Genomic DNA, 22,677 nt, shown 5'->3' with positions numbered 1-22,677 from the left:
AATCGCCTGCAGTGGTACAGGTTTGAACAACGCGATATCTGTCACATCGGCCGACTCGGAAGTTGACATCGCAATCGTGCTGTGAGCGGCTAGAATAAGTCGACATTCGGACAGGCCCATCCGATATCGACGGGCTACGAGTACAAGCCGTCGAGATCGGAGAATCGGGCGTGGTCGCCACCGCAAGGAGACATCGGCACCGCGTGACCGCACAACAGCACTGTTCGACCACTACGACAGCACTGTTCGACCACTACGACGATGCAGAATCCATGAATCGGCCCTGGCGCCGACCTGAGATCTGATAGAACCCGACGGGCTCGAAAAGTAGTGCCCGACGTCAGACAGACCGAGTTCACCCGAGACGAAGAGAGACACGTTGTTCAAGCGGATTGCAGTAGTCAACAGAGGCGAGGCGGCAGTACGCCTGATCAGGGCCGTCAAGGAACTCAATGCAGAGCACGACTACGGCATCCGGACGGTCGCGCTGCACACCGAAGCAGAGCGTCGGGCGATGTTCGTGCGCCAGGCCGACGAGGCCGTCACCCTGGGTAAGCCTGCGTCCGGTTCCGCCTACCTCGACTACGAGGTGCTCGAGGCCGCTCTCGTCGAGTCCGGCGCGGATGCGGTGTGGGTCGGATGGGGATTCGTCGCCGAGGACCCGGCGTTCGCCGACATCGTCGCTCGCTTGAACATCACCTTCATCGGTCCGTCGTCCAGCGCGATGCGCCTGCTCGGCGACAAGGTCGAAGCCAAGCTCCTCGCCGAGAAAGTCGGCGTCCCCGTGGCACCGTGGTCCGGCGGACCCGTCGAGACCCGCGCCGACGCTCGCCGTCACGCCCAGGCGATCGGCTACCCGCTGATCATCAAAGCCCGCTCCGGTGGTGGTGGCCGCGGTATTCGCAAGGTCTTCCACGAAGACGAACTCGAACTGGCACTCGAACGCACCCAAGGTGAAGCAGAACGTTCCTTCGGTGACCCGGTCGTGTTCATCGAACGTCTCGTCACCGACGCCCGCCACGTCGAGGTCCAGGTCATCGCCGACAACCACGGCAACGTCTGGGCTCCGGGTGTGCGCGACTGCTCGATCCAGCGCCGCAACCAGAAGGTCATCGAAGAGTCCAGCTCACCGCTGCTGACCAAGGAACAGTCCGACCACCTGCGGTCCGTGTCCGCCGAACTCGTCCGCGCGGCCGAATACGCGGGCGCAGGCACGGTCGAGTACCTGTACCAACCCGAGCAGAAGATCTTCACCTTCCTCGAGGTCAACACTCGACTGCAGGTCGAACACCCGATCACCGAGTACACAACCGGTATCGACCTCGTGAAGCTTCAGATCCTCGTCGCCGGCGGCCATCGACTGGAAGGTGACTGCCCTTCCGAGTTCGGGCACGCCGTCGAGGCACGCCTGAACGCCGAGGACGCCGACAACGGCTTCGCACCGGCACCCGGCAGCGTCGAACTGCTCAAGTTCCCGCTCGGCACCGGCATCCGCGTCGACACCGGTATCGCACAGGGCGACGTCATTCCGCCGGACTACGACTCCATGGTCGCCAAGGTCATCGCCTGGGGCCGCGATCGCAGCGAGGCCTTCGCCCGCCTGCGCAACGCGCTGCGCGAGACCACCGTCGTCATCGACGGCGGCACCACCACCAAATCGTTCCTGCTCGGCCTGCTCGACAAGGAAGAGGTCATCACCGCGTCCGCCGACACCGGCTGGCTCGACCGCACCGACGCAGGCACCCCCGCAGGCCCGACGGCAAAAGCCGACATCGCGATCATCGCCGCGGCCATCGACGCATACGACGCCGAGGAAGCACACGAACGTGCGTCGTTCCTCACCTCCGCCCGCGGCGGACGCCCCCGCGCCAGCCACACCGTCGGCCGTACCGTGGAACTGAGCTACCAGGGTCAGGCCTACAAGCTGACCGTCGGCCAGACCGGACCGCACAGCTACCGCGTCGACGGTGACAGCGGTGACCTGCAGGTCGACGTCGAACGCCTCGGCGCATACGAGAGCCGGCTCGTCCTCGGTGGCCGCCGATACTCCGTCGTGACCGTCGCGCAGGCCGCGCACTTCCTCGTCGAGGTCGACGGCATCAGCCACCAGATCAGCCAGGACGAAGCCGGCCTGGTCCGCGCCCCCGCACCTGCCGTCGTCGTCGCCGTCCCCGTCGCCGTCGGTGACGATGTGGAGGCAGGGCAGACCCTCGTCGTACTCGAATCCATGAAGATGGAAACCGCGGTCCGCTCCCCCTACGCAGGCAAGGTCCGCGAGGTACTCGCCTCGGTCAACGGCCAGGTCGATTCCGGCGCCGCGTTGCTGCGTGTCGACCAGGCCGGCGAGCAGAAGGCCGCCAGCCAGACGGCACGGGTGGAGTTCCGCACGGTCGATCTCGCTTCCGGTGCATCGGCAAGCTGCCAGGCCCTGGGCGTGCTCGAGGAACTGTCCGCTCTGATCACCGGATTCGACGTCAGCGCATCGCGTGCGCGCACCTTGCTGACCGAGTACGAGACCCTGCGTGCCGACGTTCCCCGCGACGACCGCAGCGTCGTCGACGCAGAGCTGGTTCTGCTCAACACCTTCGCCGACATCTGCGAGCTCTCCCGTAATCGTCCGACGATGGACGAGGAGAACACCGACGAGCGTGTCCATTCCCCGCGTGAGCACTTCCACTCGTTCCTCGGCTCGCTCGACGCCGACGTCCAAGGGCTACCGGATGCGTTCCGCAGCAAGCTCTCTCGTGCACTTCGGCACTACGACGCAGGCGATCTGGAACGCGGCCCCGAGCTCGAAGAGGCCGTCTACCGCGTCTTCCTCGCACTCCAGCGCATCGAGAACCAGGTTCCCGTCGTCGCTGCGTTGCTGGACCACTGGCTGACCGACTCCGCTGCCCAGCAAGCAAGCGAATCGGCGATCGGCGACGTGCTCGAGCGACTCATCGTCGCCACCCAGGCCCGCTACCCGGTCATCGGCGACGTCGCCCGCAACCTGCGGTTCCGGTTGTTCGACGCCCCGCAGATCGCACGTGCACGCGATCAGGTCTACGACGGAGTTCGCGGCAGCCTGCAGTACCTCGCCGAGAACCCCGACGCCCACGACTACGCCGCACGGATCGACGCGTTGGTCTCGACGCCGGAACCACTGATCGACCTCCTCGCATCCCGCATCGAGAACCCGGGCGCACTGCTCGAGGTCATCACCAGGCAGTTCTACGAGATCCGAACGTTGGAGGACGTCAAGGCGTTCGACCGTGAAGGCAAGCACTTCGTCACCGGCAACTTCGAACTCGCCGGTGAGCGTCTCCACTTGGTCTCCACCGCAACGTCGTTCGCGGAGCTCCGCGCGACTCTCGACGCCATCGACGACATCGCAGGCCCCACCCCCGAGCACCTCGCCGTCGACCTCTACCTCTCCTGGCCCGACGCTCCCGCCGACGGCGACGAGATCTCGTCGACCATTCACGCCGTGCTGTCCGAGCATCCCCGCACACGTGGATGGCGCCGCATCACCATCACCGTCTGCGGCGACGACGTTCGCAACGTGACGTTCCGCCGTCCCAACGTCGACGGCTCCGAACCGCTCGCCGAGGACATCGTCATTCGCGACATGCACCCGCTCACCGGGCAGCGACTTGATCTGTGGCGCCTGAAGAACTTCGACGGCAAGCGTCTGCCTGCCACGCCGGGGACGTACCTCTTCCAGCTCAAGGCGAAGGAGAATCCGTCCGACGAGCGCCTCATGGCCCTCGCCGAAATCCGCGGCGTCACCACCCAACTCGACGAGAACGGCGAAGTCGTCGCCGTCCCCGAAATCGAGCGCACCGTAGCGGCCTGCCTCGACGGCATCCGTCGATTCCAGGCACAGCGAGGAAAGAAGCGCCTCGACGCCAACCGCGTCACCCTCTACGTCTGGCCGGTGCTCGACGTACCCGAGGACCGGCTGGCGACCATCGCGCGGCACATCGCGCCGTCGACCATCGGCGCAGGCCTGGAAGAGATCACGCTGATCGCACGCCTCAAGGACGGCGTCAACTCCGTCCCCCGCGACGTCGCGATCCGCTTCTCCTACCGCTCCGGCGCAGGCATCGTCGCCAAGGTCACCGACAAGCCGACCGAGCCGCTGCGCCCGATCGACGAGTACACCCAGAAGGTTCAGCGTTCGCAGGCACGCGGCACCGTGTACCCGTACGAGCTGATCCCGCTGCTGACCGAAGCAGGCGGAACGTTCACCGAGTACGACTTCGACGAAGCAGGCACATTCGGCGCCGTCGACCGTCCGTACGGCAAGAACAAGGCGGGCATCATCGCCGGCGTCGTCACCACGCCGAGCGAGCGCTACCCCGAGGGCATCACCCGCGTCGCCCTGTTCGGTGACCCGACCAAGGCACTGGGAACCGTCGCCGAAGCGGAATGCTCCCGCATCGTCGCCGCCATCGACCTGGCCGAGGAAATCGGCGCACCCGTCGAATGGTTCGCACTGTCCTCCGGCGCCACCATCTCGATGGCGACCGGAACCGAGAACATGGACTGGGTCTCGCGCGGCCTGCGCCGCATCATCACGTTCACCCAGGGCGGCGGCGAGATCAACATCGTCGTCGCAGGCATCAACGTCGGCGCCCAGCCGTACTGGAACGCCGAAGCGACCATGCTCGCCCACACCAAGGGCATCCTCGTGATGACCCCGGACAGCGCCATGGTGCTCACCGGCAAGCAGTCCCTCGACTACTCCGGTGGTGTCTCCGCCGAAGACAACTTCGGTATCGGTGGCTACGACCGCGTCATGGGACCGAACGGCCAGGCTCAGTACTGGGCACCGAACCTGCGTGCCGCCGTGGAAGTTCTGTTCGCGCACTACGACCACGCATACGCGCTGCCCGGCGAACGCTTCCCACGCCGCGCCGTGACGGCCGACCCGACCGACCGCGACGTGCGCAGCTACCCGCACGTGCACCCGTCGAGCGACTTCACCACCGTCGGCGACATCTTCTCCAGCGCCACCAACCCGGACCGCAAGAAGCCGTTCGACATCCGCACCGTCATGCGTGCCGTCGTCGACCAGGACCACTCGGTCCTCGAGCGCTGGGCCGACATGGCCGACGCCGACACCTCCGTCGTCTTCGATGCACACCTCGCCGGAATCCCCGTCTCGGTCATCGGCATCGAATCCCGGGCCATCCCCCGTAAGGGCTGGTTCCCCGCCGACGGGCCGGACCAGTGGACGTCGGGCACATTGTTCCCGAGCTCGTCCAAGAAGACCGCACGAGCTATCAACGCGGCCAGCGGATCACGCCCGATCGTCGTGCTGGCCAACTTGTCCGGCTTCGACGGCTCACCCGAGTCGCTGCGCAACATCCAGCTCGAGTACGGTGCCGAAATCGGAAGGGCCATCGTCAACTTCGACGGACCCATCGTGTTCTGTGTCGTCTCCCGCTACCACGGTGGCGCATTCGTGGTGTTCTCCGGAGCACTCAACGACAACATGGAAGTCCTGGCAGTCGAAGGCTCCTTCGCCTCCGTCCTCGGTGGTGCACCCGCAGCAGCCGTCGTCTTCACCCGCGACGTCAACGCCCGCACCGCAGCCGACGACGCAGTGAAGGAACTCGAAGCCCGGCTCACCGCAGCCGACACCGACGCCGAACGCGCACACCTACGCGTCGAACTGGCCTCGACCAAGGCCGACGTCCGCAACGCCAAACTCGGCGAAGTCGCGCAGGAATTCGAAGCGATCCACAACATCCAGCGTGCACAGCAAGTCGGATCCGTGGACCACATCGTCCCCGCCGCCGAACTGCGACCACAAATCATCGCAGCCATCGAACGAGGCATCGCCCGCGCACAGGCATAACCTCCAACCCCTGCGCCCCCTGACCAACGGTCAGGGGGCGCAGTCGTATCCGGGCTGCCCTCCATTTTCCGGGCTTTTACGGACCGAACGTGGAGTTCAGTCAGTCAGACTGACCGAACGACGCGTTCGCTCCACCGGGGAGGTGCTGCCAGTCTCACCGGGGAGGTGCTGCCAGTCTCACTGGGGACGTGCTGGCGGGCCCAGGGGTGCGCGGCGGCTAAGCGGCACCCTTGCGTCGTCTACTGCCCGTCCGTGCGGAGACTGCGCCGCCGAGGAGAATCATCCGCATCGTTCGCTCCGCTGCATCGGTGAGCAGGGACTCACCGTTGGCGACAGCTTCGGCCAGGGGCATGGGGACCGTGATGATCGATGCGATTGCAGCGATACCAACGTCGTGGACAGCCGGCGCACCCTGTCCCAGCGATCCTGCCAACGCGATGAGAGGTACGCCGAGTCGTTGGCAGCGTCGCGCCACTTCGGCGGGAACTTTGCCTTTCGGAGTCTGGAAGTCGATCGACCCTTCGGCGGTGATCACCAGGTCGGCCTTGCGAATGCGGCGGTCGAGGTCGATTCCGGACAGTCCCGAATCGAGAAGAGCGTCGAATCGGGACCGGAGGGTGGCTCCGACACCCGCTGCGAGACCCGCGCCCAGCCCGCCCGATGCTCCTGTGCCGAGGCCGGCCCGGATGTCGCCGTCGTGGACTCCGTCGCGTTCGAGGACGTCTGCCCAGTTGTCGAGCGCCTCGGACAAGTGCTCCACCTGCGTCGGCGAGGCGCCCTTCTGCGGACCGAACACACGTGCCACCCCGCCCGGTCCGCACAAGATGTTGTGCGGGTTGCAGGCCAACACCACTTCCACATCGGCGAGCCGCGGATGCAGTCCACTCCTGTCGATCGACACAGCTCGCTTCAGTTCGTTTCCCCCGTAACCGATCTCGATGCCCTCGGCGTCGAGGATCCGGGCACCGAGCGCCTGCAGGGCTCCAGCCCCACCGTCGCACGTACCGGAATCCCCACAGCCGACGAGAATCTGCTCGGCACCGGCGTCGAGCGCGGCCGCGATGAGCTGCCCGACGCCGTACGTCGTCGTCGACCCTGGATCACGCATGTCGGCCGGCACGAGCGAAAGCCCGGCTGCCGACGCCATTTCGACGACTGCGACGCCGGTCGCGGAGCCGCCGAGTGTCGCCCAGTGCGCGGTCACCGTCTGTCCGACGGGTCCCGTCACCACCGCGTCGTGCAATTGGCCTCGCGTCGCGGCGGCCAGAGTGCGTGCAGTGCCTTCCCCGCCGTCGGCGATCGGCGCAGTGTCGACGCGCACCCCGGGCAAGACGCGCCGCACACCTGCAGCGATGGCGGTCGCCACCGACTCCGCGCACAGGCTTTCCTTGAAACCACTGGGAGCGACGAGAATTCTCTGCGGGACGCGATTGGACATGGGGGTTCTCCTCTTGGGACGTGGAACGATCAGGAATGCAGGGACAGCCCGAGTGCAGGCCAGACCCACAACGAGCAGGCAAGGATCAGCGCCACCGATACCGGCGCCAAGGCAGCGGACATACGAAGCAGATGTGATCCGGAGTAGCCGGGGACGGTGTCCGAGGCTGCGAACATCGCAACAGGCTTGGCGGAGCTGGTGAGAGTCAGACAGAATCCTGCCGCGGCGGTCGACGCGAATGCCGCTGCAGCAGGGTCGATTCCGAAGGCAGGTGCGGTGGCGATCACGATGGGGACGAGCACCGCAGACCGAGCCGATCGCGATTGGATCACCAAGTGGGACACCAGTGAGACCAGAACGACGACCACCACGAACGACGTGGCTGCCGACCCGCCCATTCCCCGAACCGGGCCGAACGCAAGGTCGGCGAACCACTGGGCAGCACCGCTGGTGGTCAGGGCGACACCGAGACACAGCGTCGCCGCCATGAAGAGCAACAGCGACCACGGAATGGTCTTGAGCGCGACAGGCAGTGTGGTGGCACCCAGCCGCGGAGCCGCCGCCAGCAGCGCTCCGATCATCGCCACGATCGCCGGGTCGATGCCATGGAGCGGTTCACTCGACCACAGCACGATCACGGCGCCGAGCAACGCGACGAGTCGACGCTGCGGCCGGGTGAGGGGTGCAGCCGAACTCACACCGAATGCGTTCTTGCTCAGCGTGATCGGCTGCTCGCGCTCGGATCGATCGGTGAAAAGCGACAAAGCGATCTCGGCCGCGATATGAGACCACACGATCGCCAGTGGAAGACCCAGGAGCATCCACTGCAGAAACCCGATCCCCGAGCCCGTGGCGGTCCTCAGGATCTCGCTGGTGATCAAATGAGCTCCTGCGCCGAGCAGCGAGCCGACGGCCGAGAACAGGATCACCGACGGAAACACGACAGCCAGGGCCAGAACCAGTTTCGGTCGGTGTCGCAGGACAGCGGCCAACGCCAGGAACACCGGGAGTGCGAGAGCAGCCCGACCCGACGTCGCCGGAATCGCATACGTGGTGACGAGCAGAACGATGGTCACGAGGTGGACGAGCTGACGCGGAGTGTGAGCCGCGGACAACACCCGAGCGGCGACCCACGACGCCAAGCCGCTCGCCGTGACCGCAGCGGCGATGACGAAAGAACCGACCAACAGCCAGATCACGGTGTCGCCCAGCGTGCCGGTGAACGTCTCGGCGTCGACCGGACCGGTCAGGACGAGAGTGAGTGCCGCGCCGAGAGCGACGTACGTGTCGTCGACCGGCGCGAAGATCCACATCCACACAGCGACGAGGAAGACCAGCACCGTGACCGTTCCATCGAACGAGAGGTCTCCCGCCACACCGGCGAACACCACACGAACACAGAGCAGGAAGACGACGGCACCGCTGAGCGCAACGGGCAGCGTCGGCGCGGGGATCCGCAATTTCGGACGACTGGGCCCGGTACGGCCGAGCTTGATGGGCGGTGTTGTCGCGAAACGTGTCTCGGTCATCGCAATCGATATCCCATGCCGCGCACTGTCTCCACCCGCTCGGCACCGATCTTCGAGCGCAGCGCCCGAACGTAGACGTCGACGACGTTGGACGCAGGATCGAAATCGTAACCCCACACCTGACCCAGAATCTGCTCTCGCGAGAGCACCTGATCGGCGTGTCTGAGAAAGACCTCGAGCAGCGCGAACTCGCGTGCCGTCAGATCGACCACCCGCTCACCGATCTGCGCTCGGCGAGAACGTAGGTCCAAGCTCAGATCACGCAGCACCAGCGACGACTCTGCACCGATCGACACGTCGTCCTGCAATCTCAAGCGCACGCGTGCAAGCAATTCCGCGAACTGGAACGGCTTGGTCATGTAGTCGTTCGCGCCGCCTTCGAGGCCGGCGACTGTGTCTCGGACGCTGTCACGGGCCGTCAGGACCACCACCGGAGTGCTCACGCCCTCACCCCGCAGTTGACGAAGAACCGTGAACCCGTCCATCGACGGGAGCCCGATGTCCAGCACCACCATGTCGAACCCGCCCTCGCGGGCCATCATGAGCGCCGTTTCACCGTCGGCGACATGCTCGGTGCTGTATCCCGCGGCGCGCAGGCCCTTTCCGACGAACGACGCGATGTGCACGTCGTCCTCGGCAATGAGTATGCGGCTCATGAAATCTCCTTCGTGGCGGTGTCGTCGTACGGTTCGTCCGACATGACGGTGTGTCCCGGGCTCGGCAGATCGAGGCCGAAGGTCGCACCTTCGCCGTGCACACTGCGCACCCAGGCGGACCCGCCGTGCGCGTCGGCGATGGCTCTGACGATGGCCAAGCCGAGTCCCGCGCCGGAGCGCTGCTGAGGCGTCGTCCGATCGGCCGGAGACCCTCGCTGAAATCGTTCGAAGATCAGCGGCGCGTCCTCGGGCCGGACCCCGGGGCCGTCGTCGGTGATCCACAACGAGAAGACCCTGCCGTCACCGTCGCCGTCGAAACGCGACCCCAGCCGGATTCGAGACCCGACCGCCGTATGTCCCACTGCATTGGCGGCCATCTGCACCATCGCCTGCGTCACACGCTCCGCGTCGAGACTGCACGTTCCCTCCGCGACCTCCATCAGCAGCCAGTGCCGATCGCCGATCGTCTGCACTTTCGACTCGATGTCGAGGACCAACTGCGCGACGTCGACGGTCTTGCGGACGACGAAGTCCGGTTGTTCCGCCTTAGCCAGCATGAGCAGATCGCTGACGATCCGGCCCATTCGTCCCAGCTCGCTGTCCACCAACGCCAACGTCTTGCGTCGCTCCTCGGGATCGTCGGACATGAGCTCGAGATGCCCACGGACGATCGTGATGGGGGTCCGCAGTTCGTGGCCGGCGTCGTCGACGAACTGACGTTGTGTCGTGTAGGCGCTTTCGAGCCGATCCAGCATCGCGTTGAACGTCTCGGCGAGGTCGGCGATGTCGTCGCGACCGTGCACCGGCACCCGCGCGGTCAGATCCGTCTCACCGATCTCCGCGGCAACGGTACGCACTGTGCGAACCGGTGCAAGGATGCGGCCTGCCACCAGATACGCGACACCTGCCGTCAACGTCAGTCCGACGATTCCGACGAGAGCCATGGTCTGCATCGTGCGGTTGACGAGGGCGCGTCCGGATTCGGTGAACACAGCAACGAACAACGTTCCGCCCGTCCCGGCTACATCGTCGACATCGACTCGTCCCCAGCGCATCTGACCCGACACCGTCTCGACGACGCCTGCAGGCTGCGCCGAGTCGATCGACGTACGAACCAGACCTGGATCCTGCATCAACGCCTCAGGGACATCCCCACGAGGTTGTCCGACGACGTCGTTGCCGACGACACCGATCATGACCTCACCGAGACTGGGCGACTGCCGCGCCAGATAGACCTCGAGCAACCGCTCGACGGACACGAACGGGCGCGTCGTCGTCGGGTCGACGCCTTCCGCGGCGAACGTCCTGAACTCGTCGGCCTCCTGAACGATGTCGTCGTTGGCTCGCACGTCGACGTCACGCAGAAGCAGATTACGAGCCGTGACCAGAACGACGACCAGAAGCAGAAGCGTCGTCAACATGATCCAGGCCGTGATCTTCCAGCGAGCCGGAAGGGAGGATCCGCGCCTAGTCACTGCAGTCGAATCGGGAGCAGTCGAATCAGGAGCAGTCGAATTGGGAGCAGTCGAATTGGGAGCTGTCGAGTCTGGAGCTGTCGAATCAGTCGTCATCGTCGTCCCCACCGTCGTCGCCGTCGTCGTCCCAGTCGTCGTCGTACGGAATCACCGGTGCCTGAGGAGCTGGCGCAGGCGCCTGGGGCGCAGGTGCGGGAGCAGGCGGCGGTGGCGGCAGCTCGGTCGGCGGCTGCGGGGCCGGCTGGGTCGCCGTCGGCTGGGTCGCAGTCGGCTGGGTCGCAGTCGGCTGGGTCGCAGTCGGCTGGGTTGCAGTCGGTACGACGCTCACCACCACCGGCGCCGGATCCAACTCCGGATCAGGGGCGCGGGTGAGGAGAAAACTTGCCGCCAAGACGAACGCGACGGCTGCGAGTATCGCGCCGACGGCGAGCGGTCGGGAGGAGTGCATAGGTAGAACTATGCCGGGAATCCATGACGTACCCATGAGACGCACATGAAGGTTTCTTCATCTACGCCCTGTTCCTACGGCGGTGCGTATCCAGCTCAGCCCGCGAGGGTCCGCCGACTCTCGAATCTGCGACGCGCACCGGTGATGGGATCGTCGAACTCCACCGCACGGGCGAGCAGTTGCAGCGGCGAACCGAAATCGTCGGCGGCAGTCCGGGTGTAGATCGGATAGTACGGGTCGCCCTTGATGGGAATACCCAACGAGGACAGATGAATCCGAAGCTGATGAGTACGGCCGGTGTGCGGGAAGAGCCGGTAGCGAGCAGTGTCACCGAACCGTTCGACGAGTTCGATGCGGGTCTCGCTGTTGGGCTCCCCCGGTTCCTCGCGGGCGACCATCACACCGTGATCCTTCAGAATCCGGCTGCGCACCACCCGGGGGAATTCGAGAGACGGATCGAATCCAGCGACGGCTTCGTACTCCTTGAGCACTGCCCGCGAGGAAAACAGTTCCTGGTACGGACGCCGAAGCTCCCGCGAGCGGGTGAAGATCAACACTCCTGCCGTCGCTCTGTCGAGGCGATGAGCGGGCGTCAGGTCCTCGCAACCGAGGAGGCGACGCAGTCTGACGGTCGCGGTCTCGGTGACGTGCATTCCGCGAGGAATCGTCGCGAGGAAATGAGGCTTGTCGACGACGACGATGCCCTCCGCGTCGTACAGAACATCCAGCTCGAACGGCACCGCGGTCTCGTGTGCCGGCACGCGATGGAAGTGGACGAACCTTCCTGGTGCATAACGACTCTCGACGGTCCATGGCCGAGCTTTCTCGTCGACCACCTCGCCGGCGGTCAACATCGTCACCCAGTCGTCACCGGGATGCTCACGCTGCAGGTAGTCGAGAAGAAGTACGGACGAGTCGTCGTGCGGAAGGCGGATTCTCAGCGGCGCGAGACCGTCCCGATACGGCAGAGGAGGCTGTGAATGCTCAGGCACAGTCCACGCATACCAAGCGAAGGCCCCGCCCGTCGTCGCCGTCGAAATCCTGATATCTCGAGGTCGGGTTGCTGCATACCGTGCATCTCCCGATCACCTCGGTGTGGTCGGAGAAGTTCACCGTCATCCGCTTGTCGAACACGTACAACGACCCTTCCCACAACGCATCGTCGCCGAAAGTCTCCGCGTACCGGACGATTCCACCGTCGATCTGGTAGACCTCCTCGAATCCGCGGGAGCGCATGAGTGACGACAGCACCTCGCAGCGGACGCCGCCCGTGCAATACGTGACCACCGGGCTGGACTTCAGGTGATCGAACTCGCCCGAGTCCAGTTGCGCGACGAAATCCCGGGTTGTCTCCACATCCGGGACGACGGCATTCTTGAACTTGCCGATCTGCGCTTCGAACGCATTGCGGCCGTCGAAGAACACGACGTCATCGCCGCGCTCGGCAACCAGATCGTTGACCTGCTGCGGACTGAGGTGCACTCCCCCGCCCACCACGCCGTTCTCGTCGACCTTCAACTCCTCCGGCGCCCCGAACGTGACGATCTCCGGCCGAACCTTCACCGACAGGCGCGGAAAATCCTCCCCCAGCCCCTCCGACCACTTGATGTCGGCTGTCTTGAACGGCGCATAGCTTCGGGTGCCGCGGACATACCTCTTGACGTCCTCCACATCACCGCCGACCGTCGCATTGATGCCGTGTTCCGAAATCAGAATGCGCCCGGTGAGGTTGTTCGACGCCGCCAGGGTGTGCTGCCACAGCCGAATCGCCTCGGGATCCGGCAGCGGAGTGAACACGTAGAACAGCACGATCTTCGGTACAGCCATGGTGCAAGTATGCCGCCCGTGGTGACCGAACGGCACATTCGCTCACTCAGAGTGACCGAACGGTACGTTCGGTCCGAAAAGGGGCCGGGGTCGGCTAGCGGACGGGGAGTGGAGCGGGATCTACGCGGGCGATGCCGTCGCCGACCGTGAAGCCTGCCGCCCAGGACACTCCGGTGAGCGGGTCCTCCTTGGCGTCGAGGAACCAATGGTCCATCTGGACGCCCGACGGTGTGACGTCGAAGACTCCGAAGCCGTGGCTGTCCAGTTCGACGTATCGGATGTGTCGGTTCAAGGTGGTCAGCGCGGCCTCTGCGACTCGGCCCAGAGTGTGCGGCGGGGTCTTGGTGAGGTCGTCGACGTTGGCCGAGGACACGGAGGTGACGACGAGCTCTGTCGCGACGCCGCCTGTTTCGAAGTATCGAGCGGCGTCCTGCGGGATGTCGCATGCCCAGGCCGAATGGATGTCACCGGTGACGAAGACGGTGTTGCTGACGCCGTTGTCCGCAATGGCGGCGAGCAGCTTCTTGCGGTCGGCGGTGTAGCCGTCCCAGGGGTCGGCCATGTAGGGCACTCCGCCTTCGGGGATGCCGAGCAGTCCGGTCAGCGCCCGCGCAGCCTCGCTCTCGAGCGGCGGGACCAGCACCGGGGTGATCATGACGGGATTGCCGACGATCTTCCATCGGGTCGGCGAGCTGATCAGGCCGTCGGTGAGCCACTGCATCTGATCGGCGCCGGTGATGGTGCGGTTCGGTGAATCGACCTCGGCTCCCGCCGTCGGCGAAACCTGTTTGGATCGGTAGGTCCGCAGGTCGAGCATCGACAACTCGAGTAGATTGCCGAAGCGCAGTCGGCGGTACAGGTGCCGATTCTGCGGTGTTCCCGCCGCTCGTACCGGCATCCACTCGTAGTAGGCCTGAACCGAGTTGGCCTTGCGGACGTTCCAAGGCCCTTCGGTCTCCGGCTGGTGGTTCTGGGCTCCGCCGTCGTAGGCGTCGTTCGCGCTTTCGTGGTCGTCCCAGGTGCAGATCCACGGCACCCCCAGATGCGCGGCCTGCAGGTCGGGGTCGCTCTTGTACTGGCCGTGCCTGGTCCGGTAGTCCGCGAGACTCACGATCTCGTGCACCGGATCGTGCACGCGGATGACGCCGTTCTTTCCGGCGAACTCACCGGTGCGGTACTCGTAGATGTAGTCGCCCAGGTGAATGATCGCGTCCAGATCGGTCCGCGTCGACAGATGTCGGTAGGCACCGAAGTACCCGGACTCCCAGTTGGAGCAGGACACGACACCGAACCTGATCCGCTCGACGTCCGCGTCGTTCGCCGGAGCCGTCGACGTCGTACCCACGACCGACTGCACACCCGCGGCGTCACCGTCGGCAATCTCGAAGCTGTAGTAATACGTCGTCGACGCCGTCAGCCCGTCGACGTCCACCTTGACGGTGTGATCGACCCCGGCGTCGGTCGTCACAGCGCCGCTGCGGACGAGGTTCGTCAACTGAGGGTCCGTGGCCACGCGCCAGCGCACGATCGTAGCCGGGCCGAGGCCCGAGCCCGGGGTTGCACCCGGCTGCGGAGTGACACGAGTCCACAGAATCACCGCATCCGGCGTCGGATCCCCCGAGGCGACGCCGTGCTGGAACGGTACGAAATCCTCACCCTGAGCGTGCGCCACAGCAGGCAACGCCGACGCTGCCCCCGCAGCTGCGAGCGCAACCGTCGACGATCGAAGAAACCCTCGCCTGGACACGCCCTCGTTCACGATCACCGAGCCAGTTCATGCGAACTTCGGGTCCCGGTCAAGTCAGGCTGGCCACAGCGGCGGAAAATTCATCGATCCGTTGCCGTCGTGCATGCCCGAGTGTCATCCGAGCGGATGATGGAAGGGGGCCTCACCGCGGTCGCGCCCTGGTCGTTGACCTCCTGCCAGCGCTCCTCACCGATCGACATCGTCGTCAGATTCGACTGGGGATCGAGATCCACGACGAGCACCCGCAGGCCGAACTCGGCGGACATGAACTCGGCTACAGCGGCAGTCGTCGTGGACTTCCCGACGCCGCCCTTCAGGTCGATCGTCGCGATGACAGTCGCCATTGCAGGCCACCTCCCTGTATCGCGCGCAGTTCAGCACACAGCGAGCGGGTTTGTAGGCCTGTGGATGGGAGCATTCTGCCGTCCATGAACTCCCCGCTCTGGCTGTTCGGCGATCAACTCGGTCCGCATTTCCATTCCACGCCGGACCTCCGTGACCGCAAGGTTTTGCTGATCGAAAGTGCCCGCGTGCTCCGACGGCGGCCGTTCCACCGACAGAAACTCCACCTGGTGCTGTCCGGGATGAGGCATCTGGCCGACGAGCTGGGAGACCGCGCGACCTATCTCAGAACCGAGACCTATCGGGAGGCGCTCGAACAGTTCGGCAAACCCGTCGTGGTCTTCGAGCCGACATCGCACGCGGCCGAGGCCTTCGTCGACGGGTTGTTCCAGGAAGGTCTCGTCGACGACGTGTTGCCGACGCCGATGTTCGCGCTGAGTCGAGCCGATTTCGCGGAGTGGGCAGGTAATCGTCACCAGTTCCGAATGGAGACCTTCTATCGCGATCAGAGGCGACGCTTCGAGATCCTGATGTCCGGTGACGAACCGGTGCAGGGTGTCTGGAATCTCGACGAGGAGAACCGTGAGCCACCGCCGAAGAAGCAGGCGACGCTCGGCGTCGACCCGCCGTGGTGGCCGACCGAGGACGACATCGACGAGCAGGTACGCGCGGATCTGGACGCGATGGAGCTGGACACCGTCGGCAACGACGGCCCCCGACTGTTCGCGGTGACTGCAGCCGAGGCTCGAAAGGCTTTGGAGCACTTCGTGTCCTATCGACTGCAGGACTTCGGCAAGTACGAGGATGCCGTGATGACGCAGGACTGGACGATGGCGCACTCGTTGTTGTCGGTGCCGCTGAACATGGGATTGCTCGAGCCGCTCGACGTGACGGAGGCCGCCGAGAAGGCGTGGCGCGACGGCGACGCGTCGCTGGCGTCGGTTGAGGGGTTCGTCCGGCAGATACTCGGATGGCGTGAGTACGTGTGGCATCTGTACTGGCACTTCGGACCCGAATACATCGATCGGAACGAACTCGATGCTCACGTCCCGCTGCCGAAGTGGTTCACCGACCTCGACGGTGACGAGCCGATCGCCGCCTGCCTGGCGCACACGCTCTCCGAACTCCGCGACCGCGGCTGGGTGCATCACATCCCGAGGTTGATGATTCTGGGCAACTTCGCGCTGCAACGCGGTTACGACCCTCGCGCACTCACCGAGTGGTTCGCCACCGCGTTCGTCGACGGGTTCGCGTGGGTCATGCCCGTAAACGTCATCGGCATGAGCCAGCATGCCGACGGCGGTCTCATCGCCACGAAACCGTACGCATCCGGCGGCGCCTATCTGAACCGAATGACCGATCACTGCGGTGGATGCGAGTACAACCCGAAGAAGCGGCTCGGGCGCGACGCGTGCCCGTTCACGGCAGGGTACTGGGCGTTCGTCCACCGCCATCGAGATCGGTTGTCCCACAACCACCGAACCGCACGCCAGGTGTCCTCGATGAACAGGTTGTCCGACCTCGACCAGGTCCTCGAGCAGGAGGCACAGCGAGAGGTATTCTGACACAATCGTTCCGTGCTGGAACGAGAGAATCATCGATGAACGACGGTCGATTCCCCGAGTGGTTCGTCGAGCGCTTCGCCGACTACTGGCAGTCCGGCGGGGCGTCGCGCATCGAGGGCAGGATCATGGGATATCTGCTGATCGACGAGACACCGGGTGTCAGTGCTGCGGAACTCGCCGAGGCTCTGAGCACCTCACGCGGATCGGTATCGAACTACATCCGACGCCTCATCACGCGAGGATTCGTCAAACAGGTTCGGCGACCGAAGGATCGGACGCACTACTACGTCATGGACGCGGACGTCTGGGGCGGATTCCTCGAAACCGAACATGCCTACCTCGAAAATCAGCGCGCACTGGCCACCGAAGCACTGAAATACGCCGACCCGAGCGGGCCGGCGTATCTCCGTGTGCTCAACATGCGTGACTACATGGGGTGGATCATCGACAACCGAATGCTGCGCAGCGAGTGGAATCGGTTCAAGGAAGAACGGGACTCCTAGCTCGGTCACCCCCGAGCGGGCAGCTTCGCGATGGCCTCGTCGATCATCGGGACGTACCGCTCGAGCGCCCACGGAACGGTCAAGGGGTTGATGATCGAGGAGCCCGTGACGAACGGCTGCTCGGTCGGCGCCACGACCGATCCGCGATTCACCGCGGGGATCTGGTTGTACGCCGGCTGCGCCTCGGTGTCGCTGCGGTTCTGCGCGTCCGAGTAGAACGTGAAGATCAAGTCCGAATCGTTCAGCAGGTTGGCGTTCTCGAGCCCGATGACAGCGGAATCGGTGCCTTCGGTCTCGTCGAGGGTGTAGACCACGGGATCGACCTCGAGTCCGAGTGCACGGACCATCGCGACCCGCTGCTCCTCCGCGAGGAACACACCGAGCGTGCCCGGGCCGGTGTTGTAGATGTAGGAGAACGAGACGTCCTCGTACTCCGGATGCGAGGCGGTGGCGTCGGCGAACTGGCTCTTGATCTTGTCGATCTCCTCCGCCGCGCGCTCCTGCTCACCCATGGCCTTGCCGATCACGGAGATCTGGTCTTCCCAGGTGATGGTCCACGGCTGCTCCTCGTATGCGACCACGGGGGCGAAGCCGTTGAGTGCGTCGAACTGCTGCTGCGTGATTCCCGACCACGGCGCCAGGATCAGATCCGGGTCGAGTGCGAGGATCGCCTCGATGTTCAGCTCGGTTCCGCCGGTGAACTGCTGTGGCAACCGGTCGTCGTCCAGCGCCTCGTCGATCCAGGGCAGATACCCGGAATCGTCACTTCCCCAGGGGTATTCCTCGACTCCGACGGGAACGGTGCCCAGTGCGATCGCCGTCTCGGCCGATCCCATTCCGAGTGTCACGATGCGTTCCGGTTTCTCGGTGATGACGGCTTGGCCGAGCGCGGAATCGATCGTGACGGCGGCGAAATCGCCCGAGGTGTCCGACTCCGCGGATTCGGTCGACCCACATCCAGCCAGAACCAACGCAGTAGCGACGAGTCCGGACAGCGCCGCAGCGCGCCGGCGAGAGGCGATTATCATCAATTGACCATAGGCTAACCTATCTCGAATTTTCAAATCGAATGAAAGTTCACAGACGCTACGGTGGTGCACATGAGCCTTCCCCGTCCCGCCCCGGACCGCACTGCCGTCGTCACCGGCGCCTCGTCGGGCATCGGCGAAGCCATCGCACGCGAACTCGCGTCGCGGGGCCACGGCGTCGCCCTCGTCGCGAGGCGAGCCGAGAAGTTACGCGAGCTGGCGAACGAACTGAGTGCCCGAGTGCGCGTGGAGGTACTGCCTGCCGATCTGTCGGTCAGAGCGGACCGGGCAGACCTACTGCCGCGGATCGAGGCGCTAGGCCTTGTTCCGGACATCCTCGTCAACAACGCAGGCCTGTCCACCCTCGGCCCCGTAGCCGACTCGGACCCCGACGCGGAGCTGAACATGATCGAGGTCGACGTCGCATCAGTCGCCGATCTGTGCAGTCGGTTTCTACCCGGAATGACCGCTCGCCGACGCGGGGCCGTCCTCAACGTCGCCTCCACCGCGGCCTTTCAGCCACTCCCGGGACAAGCGGGATACGGCGCCTGCAAGGCTTTCGTGCTCTCCTACACCCAGAGCCTCAGTGGTGAACTGAAAGGCACAGGAGTCACGGCGACAGCGCTGTGCCCCGGCCCCGTCGACACCGGTTTCGGCGAAGCCGCCGGATTCGCCAAGGAGGACGCCGAAGCGGCATTGCCGCCCATCATGTGGGTGCCGGCGGACGTCGTCGCGAAAACGGCCGTCGACGGAATGGCCAAGGGCCAGATGGTGGCGATCCCGGGACTGATCAACCGCGTCGCGTCCATCTTCGCTGCGGTCGCACCACGAACACTGTTGGTACCCGTCCTCGCCCGTAGCCACCCGGGCCTTCGTAAGGGAAAGTCTTCATGACGCGCGAGTTCACGGTTTCCGACAGCATCGTCGTCGACGCCACCGCCGAGGACCTGTACGACGCGATCAGCGACCCCACGCACATGGGGTCGTGGAGTCCCGAGAACCTCGGCGCCGTCGTGCTCGACCCGCGCGACTCCGCCTACGTGGGAATGCAATTCGACGGCCGCAACAAGCGGGGCCGGGCGCAGTGGGTGACACGCTCGACGGTGACCGTCGCCGACCCCGGAAAGACGTTCGAGTTTCGAGTCTTCGCGATCGGCGTGAAATCTCCTCGCTTGAAGGGCGCGAACGCGACGTGGCGGTACGATTTCGAGCCCACTCCTCAGGGGACGAAAGTCACCGAAACCTGGACCGACGATCGTCGAAAATGGCCCGGTGCAGTGGCATTCGTGTTCGACAAGATCGTCACGAGCGGCAAGACCTTCCCCGAGTTCCAGCGTCGTAACATCCGGAAGACGTTGGAGAATCTGCAGACTCACTTCGCTGCCAAGTAACCGCCGAGCAGAAGTTCGACGGCTGCCGATCAGGCTCTGTCCGCCAGCCCCCGAACGTAGGCAGCCTGGCCTGCGTGCTGAAGATCGTCGGACACAACCGAAACGAGACGAACACCGAGGGTCACCGGCGGATCCCAATTGTCGTCGACCACCCGATCGAGATCCTCGACGGACAGAGACTGCACGTACGCAACGGTTTTCGCATGGACGGCGTCGTGGTAGTCGCGCAGCAGATCAGCACTGCTCGTGACCGCTGCGACATCGTCGGACGACTGTCCGTAGCCGATCGCACCGTCGTCGAACGGCAGCGCGAACCGGTCGCTCCACCCATCGGCGGTCCATACCTGCTCGGAACCGGCCACTCCAGCTACATGGTCGTCCTGCACGCGCGTCAGATGCCAGATCAACCAGGCGACCGTGTTGGCCTCGGAGTCGGCACGGAACGTCAGAGCATGCTCCGGGATGTCGTCGAGGGTGTCGTGCACGACACCCTTGACGCGTTCGAAAGCGTCCACCAGTACTTCGGCGTGATTCACGAGCATCCTTTCGTCGGCACATCTCATGCATACCCCACGATGAATTCTGTCGCCGGAATTTCCGTCACCCGTGCGCCCGTTGCACCGAGCATGAAGGCAATCAGGTACACCCGGACCGGCGACTCATCCGTACTCACCCTCGAGGACCGCGACATCCCCGAACCCGGACCAGGCGAAGTGCGCGTCAAGGTCGCCGTCTCCGGCGTCAACCCCACCGACTGGAAGAACCGAAGCGGCGCGACGGGTGAACTCGCTTTCGACGAGGTCTCCCCCAACCAAGACGGAGCAGGCACCATCGACGCCACCGGACCGGGTGTGGAGGGCCTCGCGAACGGCGACCGCGTCTGGCTCTACCTCTCCCAGTACCAACGGCCCTCCGGCACCGCCCAGGAGTACACCGTCGTGTCCGCCGAACACGTCGTCCGGTTGCCCGAGAACGTCTCCTTCGACGTCGGCGCATCCCTCGGCGTACCCGCGATGACCGCTCACCGCGCCTTGACGGTCTCCGAGGACGGACCGACACGACTGCACCCCTCCGCCCTGGACGGCAAAACGGTCCTCGTGGCCGGCGGCGCCGGAGCCGTCGGGCACGCGGCGATCCAGCTGGCCCGATGGGCAGGAGCAACCGTCGTGACCACCGTCAGCGGACCCGAGAAGGCCGCCCTCGCGACAGCCGCGGGAGCCCACCACGTCGTCAACTACAAGACCGGCGACGCCGCCTCTGAAATCCGCGCGATCGCACCGAACGGAGTGGACCTGATCGTCGAGGTCGCGCCAGCGCAGAACGCGAAGCTGAACGCCGCCGTCGCAGCGAACCGCGCATCGATCGCGATATACGCCAACAACGGCGGCGACAGCTTCACCCTCGACATTCGGCCGAACATGGTGACCAACGCCCGCTATCAGTTCGTGCTGCTCTACACCGTCGGTGACGACGCACTGAAAGCCGCCGAAGAGGACGTCACCAACGCTGCCGCAGCCGGCGTCCTCGAGGTGGGCGAGGACGCGGGCCTACCGCTGCACCGCTTCTCCCTGGCGGACACCGCAGCAGCCCACGATGCCGTGGAAAGCGGCACCGTCGGAAAGGTGTTGATAGACCTCTGAGCCTATGTGAGTGGAATGTAGGCCAGGGCCTACATTCCACTCACGTAGGGGTGATGACGGGCAACGAGCTCCACGGAAAATTGATCCACAGGTCCGTCTCGCGCCAGGAGAAATCCGGCGCGATGATCGACTGCGGCTTGGTGTAGATCACCGCGGACTTCACCTCGTCCGTGTGCTTCTTCAGCAGCTCGACGACGAGTGCGAGAGTGCGACCGGAATCCGCGACGTCGTCGACCACGAGCAATCGCTTGCCGACGATGGCATCGGTGTCCAACAGCGGCTCCAGAACCACCGGGTCCGGCAGCGTCTCCTCGACGTCGGAGTAGAACTCCACGTTCAGCGTGCCCGCGGCCTTGACGCCCATCGCGTACGCGATGGCGCCTGCAGGGATCAAACCGCCGCGAGCGATCGCGATCACGATCTCGGGCTCGAACCCGCTGTCCACGATCGACTGCGTCAGCTCGCGAGATGCGGTTCCGAACGTCTCCCAGGTCAGGACTTCGCGTCCTCCGTCTGTCATGTACGAAGCCTAGGCGGATCGACATAGCATTGCCGAAATAGCAAACAATATTGCGAAATGACAAGGAGGCTTGCATCCTGGACCCATGCACACACATGACGAGCCCGTGTTCGATCAGGCCTTCTGGGACAACCTGTACACCGAGCAGGCACAGCGTTGGAGCGGAAATGCCAACCCTGTCCTGATCACCGAGGCCTCCAAGCTCACCCCGGGGACCGCACTCGACATCGGCAGCGGCGAAGGCGGCGACGCGCGCTGGCTGGCCGACAACGGGTGGACGACGACCGGCGCCGACATCTCCGAGGTTGCCATCGAGCGCGCCCGGAAAACACAAGGCGACCGCGACATCACGTGGCTGCACCGCGATTTGCTGACCTGGCAGCCCGAGGAACGGTACGACCTCGTCACCGCGCACTTCTTCCAACTGCCTCCCCACCAGGTCGGCCCCGCGTTCCAGCGGTTCGGTTCCGCAGTGGCCGCCGGTGGGTACCTGCTGATCGTCGGACACAGCCCGAACGACCATCTCGCATCGCACCACCAGCACGCGCAGATGCTGTTCGACGTCGACACCATCACCGCGCTCTTCGACGGCGACCAGTGGACGACTGTTGTCGCCGAGGACCGGACCCGCCCGGGACAGGACCCGGACGGCACGCCCGCCGAGCGCACCGACACGGTGGTGCTGCTGCGACGCTCCCAGCCGACGGAACGCACCTAGAC

General features: G+C 65.1%; 18 protein-coding genes and 1 pseudogene. 7 read left to right on the top strand and 12 right to left on the bottom strand.

Features of this window, described 5'->3' with window-relative positions; genetic code table 11:
* Window positions 1-379: 379 nt before the first annotated feature.
* Window positions 380-5,848 (top strand): carboxyl transferase domain-containing protein, encoded by a 5,469-nt coding sequence (locus CH293_RS17650; RefSeq protein ID WP_094720950.1) that lies wholly within the window; start codon window positions 380-382, stop codon window positions 5,846-5,848.
* A gap of 217 nt (window positions 5,849-6,065) precedes the next feature.
* Here the strand turns inward: CH293_RS17650 and CH293_RS17645 are convergent, their stop codons facing one another.
* From CH293_RS17645 to CH293_RS17605, 9 genes and pseudogenes are all read right to left on the bottom strand, one after another.
* A complete protein-coding gene (locus tag CH293_RS17645) occupies window positions 6,066-7,286 on the bottom strand; it encodes a glycerate kinase (RefSeq protein ID WP_094720949.1) in 1,221 nt (406 codons plus the stop codon).
* A 29-nt stretch (window positions 7,287-7,315) separates the two neighbouring features.
* Window positions 7,316-8,815 carry an SLC13 family permease gene (locus CH293_RS17640; protein WP_094720948.1) on the bottom strand — a complete coding sequence of 500 codons (1,500 nt, stop codon included), beginning with the start codon at window positions 8,813-8,815 and terminating at the stop codon, window positions 7,316-7,318.
* The gene (locus tag CH293_RS17635) at window positions 8,812-9,471 is read right to left on the bottom strand and encodes a response regulator transcription factor (protein ID WP_037110440.1); all 660 of its coding nucleotides are present in this window, start codon (window positions 9,469-9,471) and stop codon (window positions 8,812-8,814) included. Before CH293_RS17635 ends, CH293_RS17640 begins: the two co-directional genes overlap by 4 nt.
* Entirely contained in the window at window positions 9,468-10,946 is a 1,479-nt protein-coding gene (locus CH293_RS17630; RefSeq protein ID WP_094720947.1) for an ATP-binding protein, read from the bottom strand. Before CH293_RS17630 ends, CH293_RS17635 begins: the two co-directional genes overlap by 4 nt.
* Window positions 10,947-11,031: 85 nt before the next feature.
* Window positions 11,032-11,394, bottom strand: a complete 363-nt coding sequence (locus CH293_RS17625; protein ID WP_094720946.1) for a hypothetical protein — start codon at window positions 11,392-11,394, stop codon at window positions 11,032-11,034.
* Window positions 11,395-11,489: 95 nt separating this feature from the next.
* Window positions 11,490-12,386: a pseudouridine synthase gene (locus CH293_RS17620; protein WP_094720945.1), complete on the bottom strand. Its 897-nt coding sequence runs from the start codon at window positions 12,384-12,386 to the stop codon at window positions 11,490-11,492.
* Window positions 12,379-13,221: a rhodanese-related sulfurtransferase gene (locus CH293_RS17615; protein WP_037110894.1), complete on the bottom strand. Its 843-nt coding sequence runs from the start codon at window positions 13,219-13,221 to the stop codon at window positions 12,379-12,381. The genes CH293_RS17620 and CH293_RS17615 overlap by 8 nt, the downstream gene beginning before the upstream one ends.
* 94 nt (window positions 13,222-13,315) lie before the next feature.
* Window positions 13,316-14,986: an alkaline phosphatase gene (locus CH293_RS17610; RefSeq protein WP_094720944.1), complete on the bottom strand. Its 1,671-nt coding sequence runs from the start codon at window positions 14,984-14,986 to the stop codon at window positions 13,316-13,318.
* A gap of 146 nt (window positions 14,987-15,132) precedes the next feature.
* Window positions 15,133-15,312, bottom strand: a pseudogene (locus CH293_RS17605) (ParA family protein); the annotation flags it as partial.
* An 84-nt stretch (window positions 15,313-15,396) separates the two neighbouring features.
* Between CH293_RS17605 and CH293_RS17600 the strand changes: the two are divergent.
* Together CH293_RS17600 and CH293_RS17595 are read left to right on the top strand one after the other, a co-directional pair.
* Complete coding sequence (locus tag CH293_RS17600) at window positions 15,397-16,875, top strand: cryptochrome/photolyase family protein (RefSeq protein ID WP_094720943.1); 1,479 nt, start codon at window positions 15,397-15,399, stop codon at window positions 16,873-16,875.
* A 35-nt stretch (window positions 16,876-16,910) separates the two neighbouring features.
* The gene (locus tag CH293_RS17595) at window positions 16,911-17,378 is read left to right on the top strand and encodes a GbsR/MarR family transcriptional regulator (RefSeq protein WP_037110891.1); all 468 of its coding nucleotides are present in this window, start codon (window positions 16,911-16,913) and stop codon (window positions 17,376-17,378) included.
* Window positions 17,379-17,383: 5 nt separating this feature from the next.
* On the opposite strand, the gene CH293_RS17590 is transcribed toward CH293_RS17595, so the two are convergent.
* On the bottom strand, window positions 17,384-18,406 hold the full coding sequence (locus CH293_RS17590; RefSeq protein ID WP_094720942.1) for an iron-siderophore ABC transporter substrate-binding protein: 1,023 nt from the start codon (window positions 18,404-18,406) through the stop codon (window positions 17,384-17,386).
* 72 nt (window positions 18,407-18,478) lie between these two features.
* Between CH293_RS17590 and CH293_RS17585 the strand changes: the two genes are divergently transcribed.
* Together CH293_RS17585 and CH293_RS17580 are read left to right on the top strand one after the other, a co-directional pair.
* Window positions 18,479-19,300 carry an SDR family oxidoreductase gene (locus tag CH293_RS17585; RefSeq protein WP_094720964.1) on the top strand — a complete coding sequence of 274 codons (822 nt, stop codon included), beginning with the start codon at window positions 18,479-18,481 and terminating at the stop codon, window positions 19,298-19,300.
* Entirely contained in the window at window positions 19,297-19,797 is a 501-nt protein-coding gene (locus CH293_RS17580) for an SRPBCC family protein (protein ID WP_094720941.1), read from the top strand. The genes CH293_RS17585 and CH293_RS17580 overlap by 4 nt, the downstream gene beginning before the upstream one ends.
* Before the next feature lie 29 nt (window positions 19,798-19,826).
* On the opposite strand, the gene CH293_RS17575 is transcribed toward CH293_RS17580, so the two are convergent.
* Window positions 19,827-20,333: a DUF664 domain-containing protein gene (locus CH293_RS17575; protein WP_170945276.1), complete on the bottom strand. Its 507-nt coding sequence runs from the start codon at window positions 20,331-20,333 to the stop codon at window positions 19,827-19,829.
* Window positions 20,334-20,372: 39 nt separating this feature from the next.
* Here CH293_RS17575 and CH293_RS17570 point away from each other — a divergent pair, with 39 nt between their 5' ends.
* Entirely contained in the window at window positions 20,373-21,437 is a 1,065-nt protein-coding gene (locus tag CH293_RS17570) for an NADPH:quinone reductase (RefSeq protein ID WP_094720963.1), read from the top strand.
* A gap of 40 nt (window positions 21,438-21,477) precedes the next feature.
* On the opposite strand, the gene CH293_RS17565 is transcribed toward CH293_RS17570, so the two are convergent.
* Window positions 21,478-21,957, bottom strand: coding sequence for a phosphoribosyltransferase (locus CH293_RS17565; RefSeq protein WP_094720940.1), 480 nt, complete (start codon window positions 21,955-21,957; stop codon window positions 21,478-21,480).
* A gap of 85 nt (window positions 21,958-22,042) precedes the next feature.
* On the opposite strand from CH293_RS17565, the gene CH293_RS17560 reads away from it, so the two are divergent.
* Window positions 22,043-22,675: a trans-aconitate 2-methyltransferase gene (locus CH293_RS17560; RefSeq protein ID WP_094720939.1), complete on the top strand. Its 633-nt coding sequence runs from the start codon at window positions 22,043-22,045 to the stop codon at window positions 22,673-22,675.
* The last annotated feature ends 2 nt before the right edge of the window (window positions 22,676-22,677 follow it).

Source organism: Rhodococcus sp. 14-2470-1b (assembly GCF_002259415.1).
Lineage (GTDB): Bacteria > Actinomycetota > Actinomycetes > Mycobacteriales > Mycobacteriaceae > Rhodococcoides.
The sequence above is the reverse complement of the archived record's forward strand: the minus strand, read 5'-3'. Positions and strand labels throughout refer to the sequence as shown.

Coding starts and splice junctions, on each gene's coding strand:
- CH293_RS17570 (WP_094720963.1), top strand. CDS start 20,373: ATGAATTCTGTCGCCGGAATTTCCGTCACCCGTGCGCCCGTTGCACCG.
- CH293_RS17635 (WP_037110440.1), bottom strand. CDS start 9,471: ATGAGCCGCATACTCATTGCCGAGGACGACGTGCACATCGCGTCGTTC.
- CH293_RS17585 (WP_094720964.1), top strand. CDS start 18,479: ATGAGCCTTCCCCGTCCCGCCCCGGACCGCACTGCCGTCGTCACCGGC.
- CH293_RS17565 (WP_094720940.1), bottom strand. CDS start 21,957: ATGACAGACGGAGGACGCGAAGTCCTGACCTGGGAGACGTTCGGAACC.
- CH293_RS17625 (WP_094720946.1), bottom strand. CDS start 11,394: ATGCACTCCTCCCGACCGCTCGCCGTCGGCGCGATACTCGCAGCCGTC.
- CH293_RS17645 (WP_094720949.1), bottom strand. CDS start 7,286: ATGTCCAATCGCGTCCCGCAGAGAATTCTCGTCGCTCCCAGTGGTTTC.
- CH293_RS17580 (WP_094720941.1), top strand. CDS start 19,297: ATGACGCGCGAGTTCACGGTTTCCGACAGCATCGTCGTCGACGCCACC.
- CH293_RS17615 (WP_037110894.1), bottom strand. CDS start 13,221: ATGGCTGTACCGAAGATCGTGCTGTTCTACGTGTTCACTCCGCTGCCG.
- CH293_RS17595 (WP_037110891.1), top strand. CDS start 16,911: ATGAACGACGGTCGATTCCCCGAGTGGTTCGTCGAGCGCTTCGCCGAC.
- CH293_RS17600 (WP_094720943.1), top strand. CDS start 15,397: ATGAACTCCCCGCTCTGGCTGTTCGGCGATCAACTCGGTCCGCATTTC.
- CH293_RS17560 (WP_094720939.1), top strand. CDS start 22,043: ATGCACACACATGACGAGCCCGTGTTCGATCAGGCCTTCTGGGACAAC.
- CH293_RS17590 (WP_094720942.1), bottom strand. CDS start 18,406: ATGATAATCGCCTCTCGCCGGCGCGCTGCGGCGCTGTCCGGACTCGTC.
- CH293_RS17640 (WP_094720948.1), bottom strand. CDS start 8,815: ATGACCGAGACACGTTTCGCGACAACACCGCCCATCAAGCTCGGCCGT.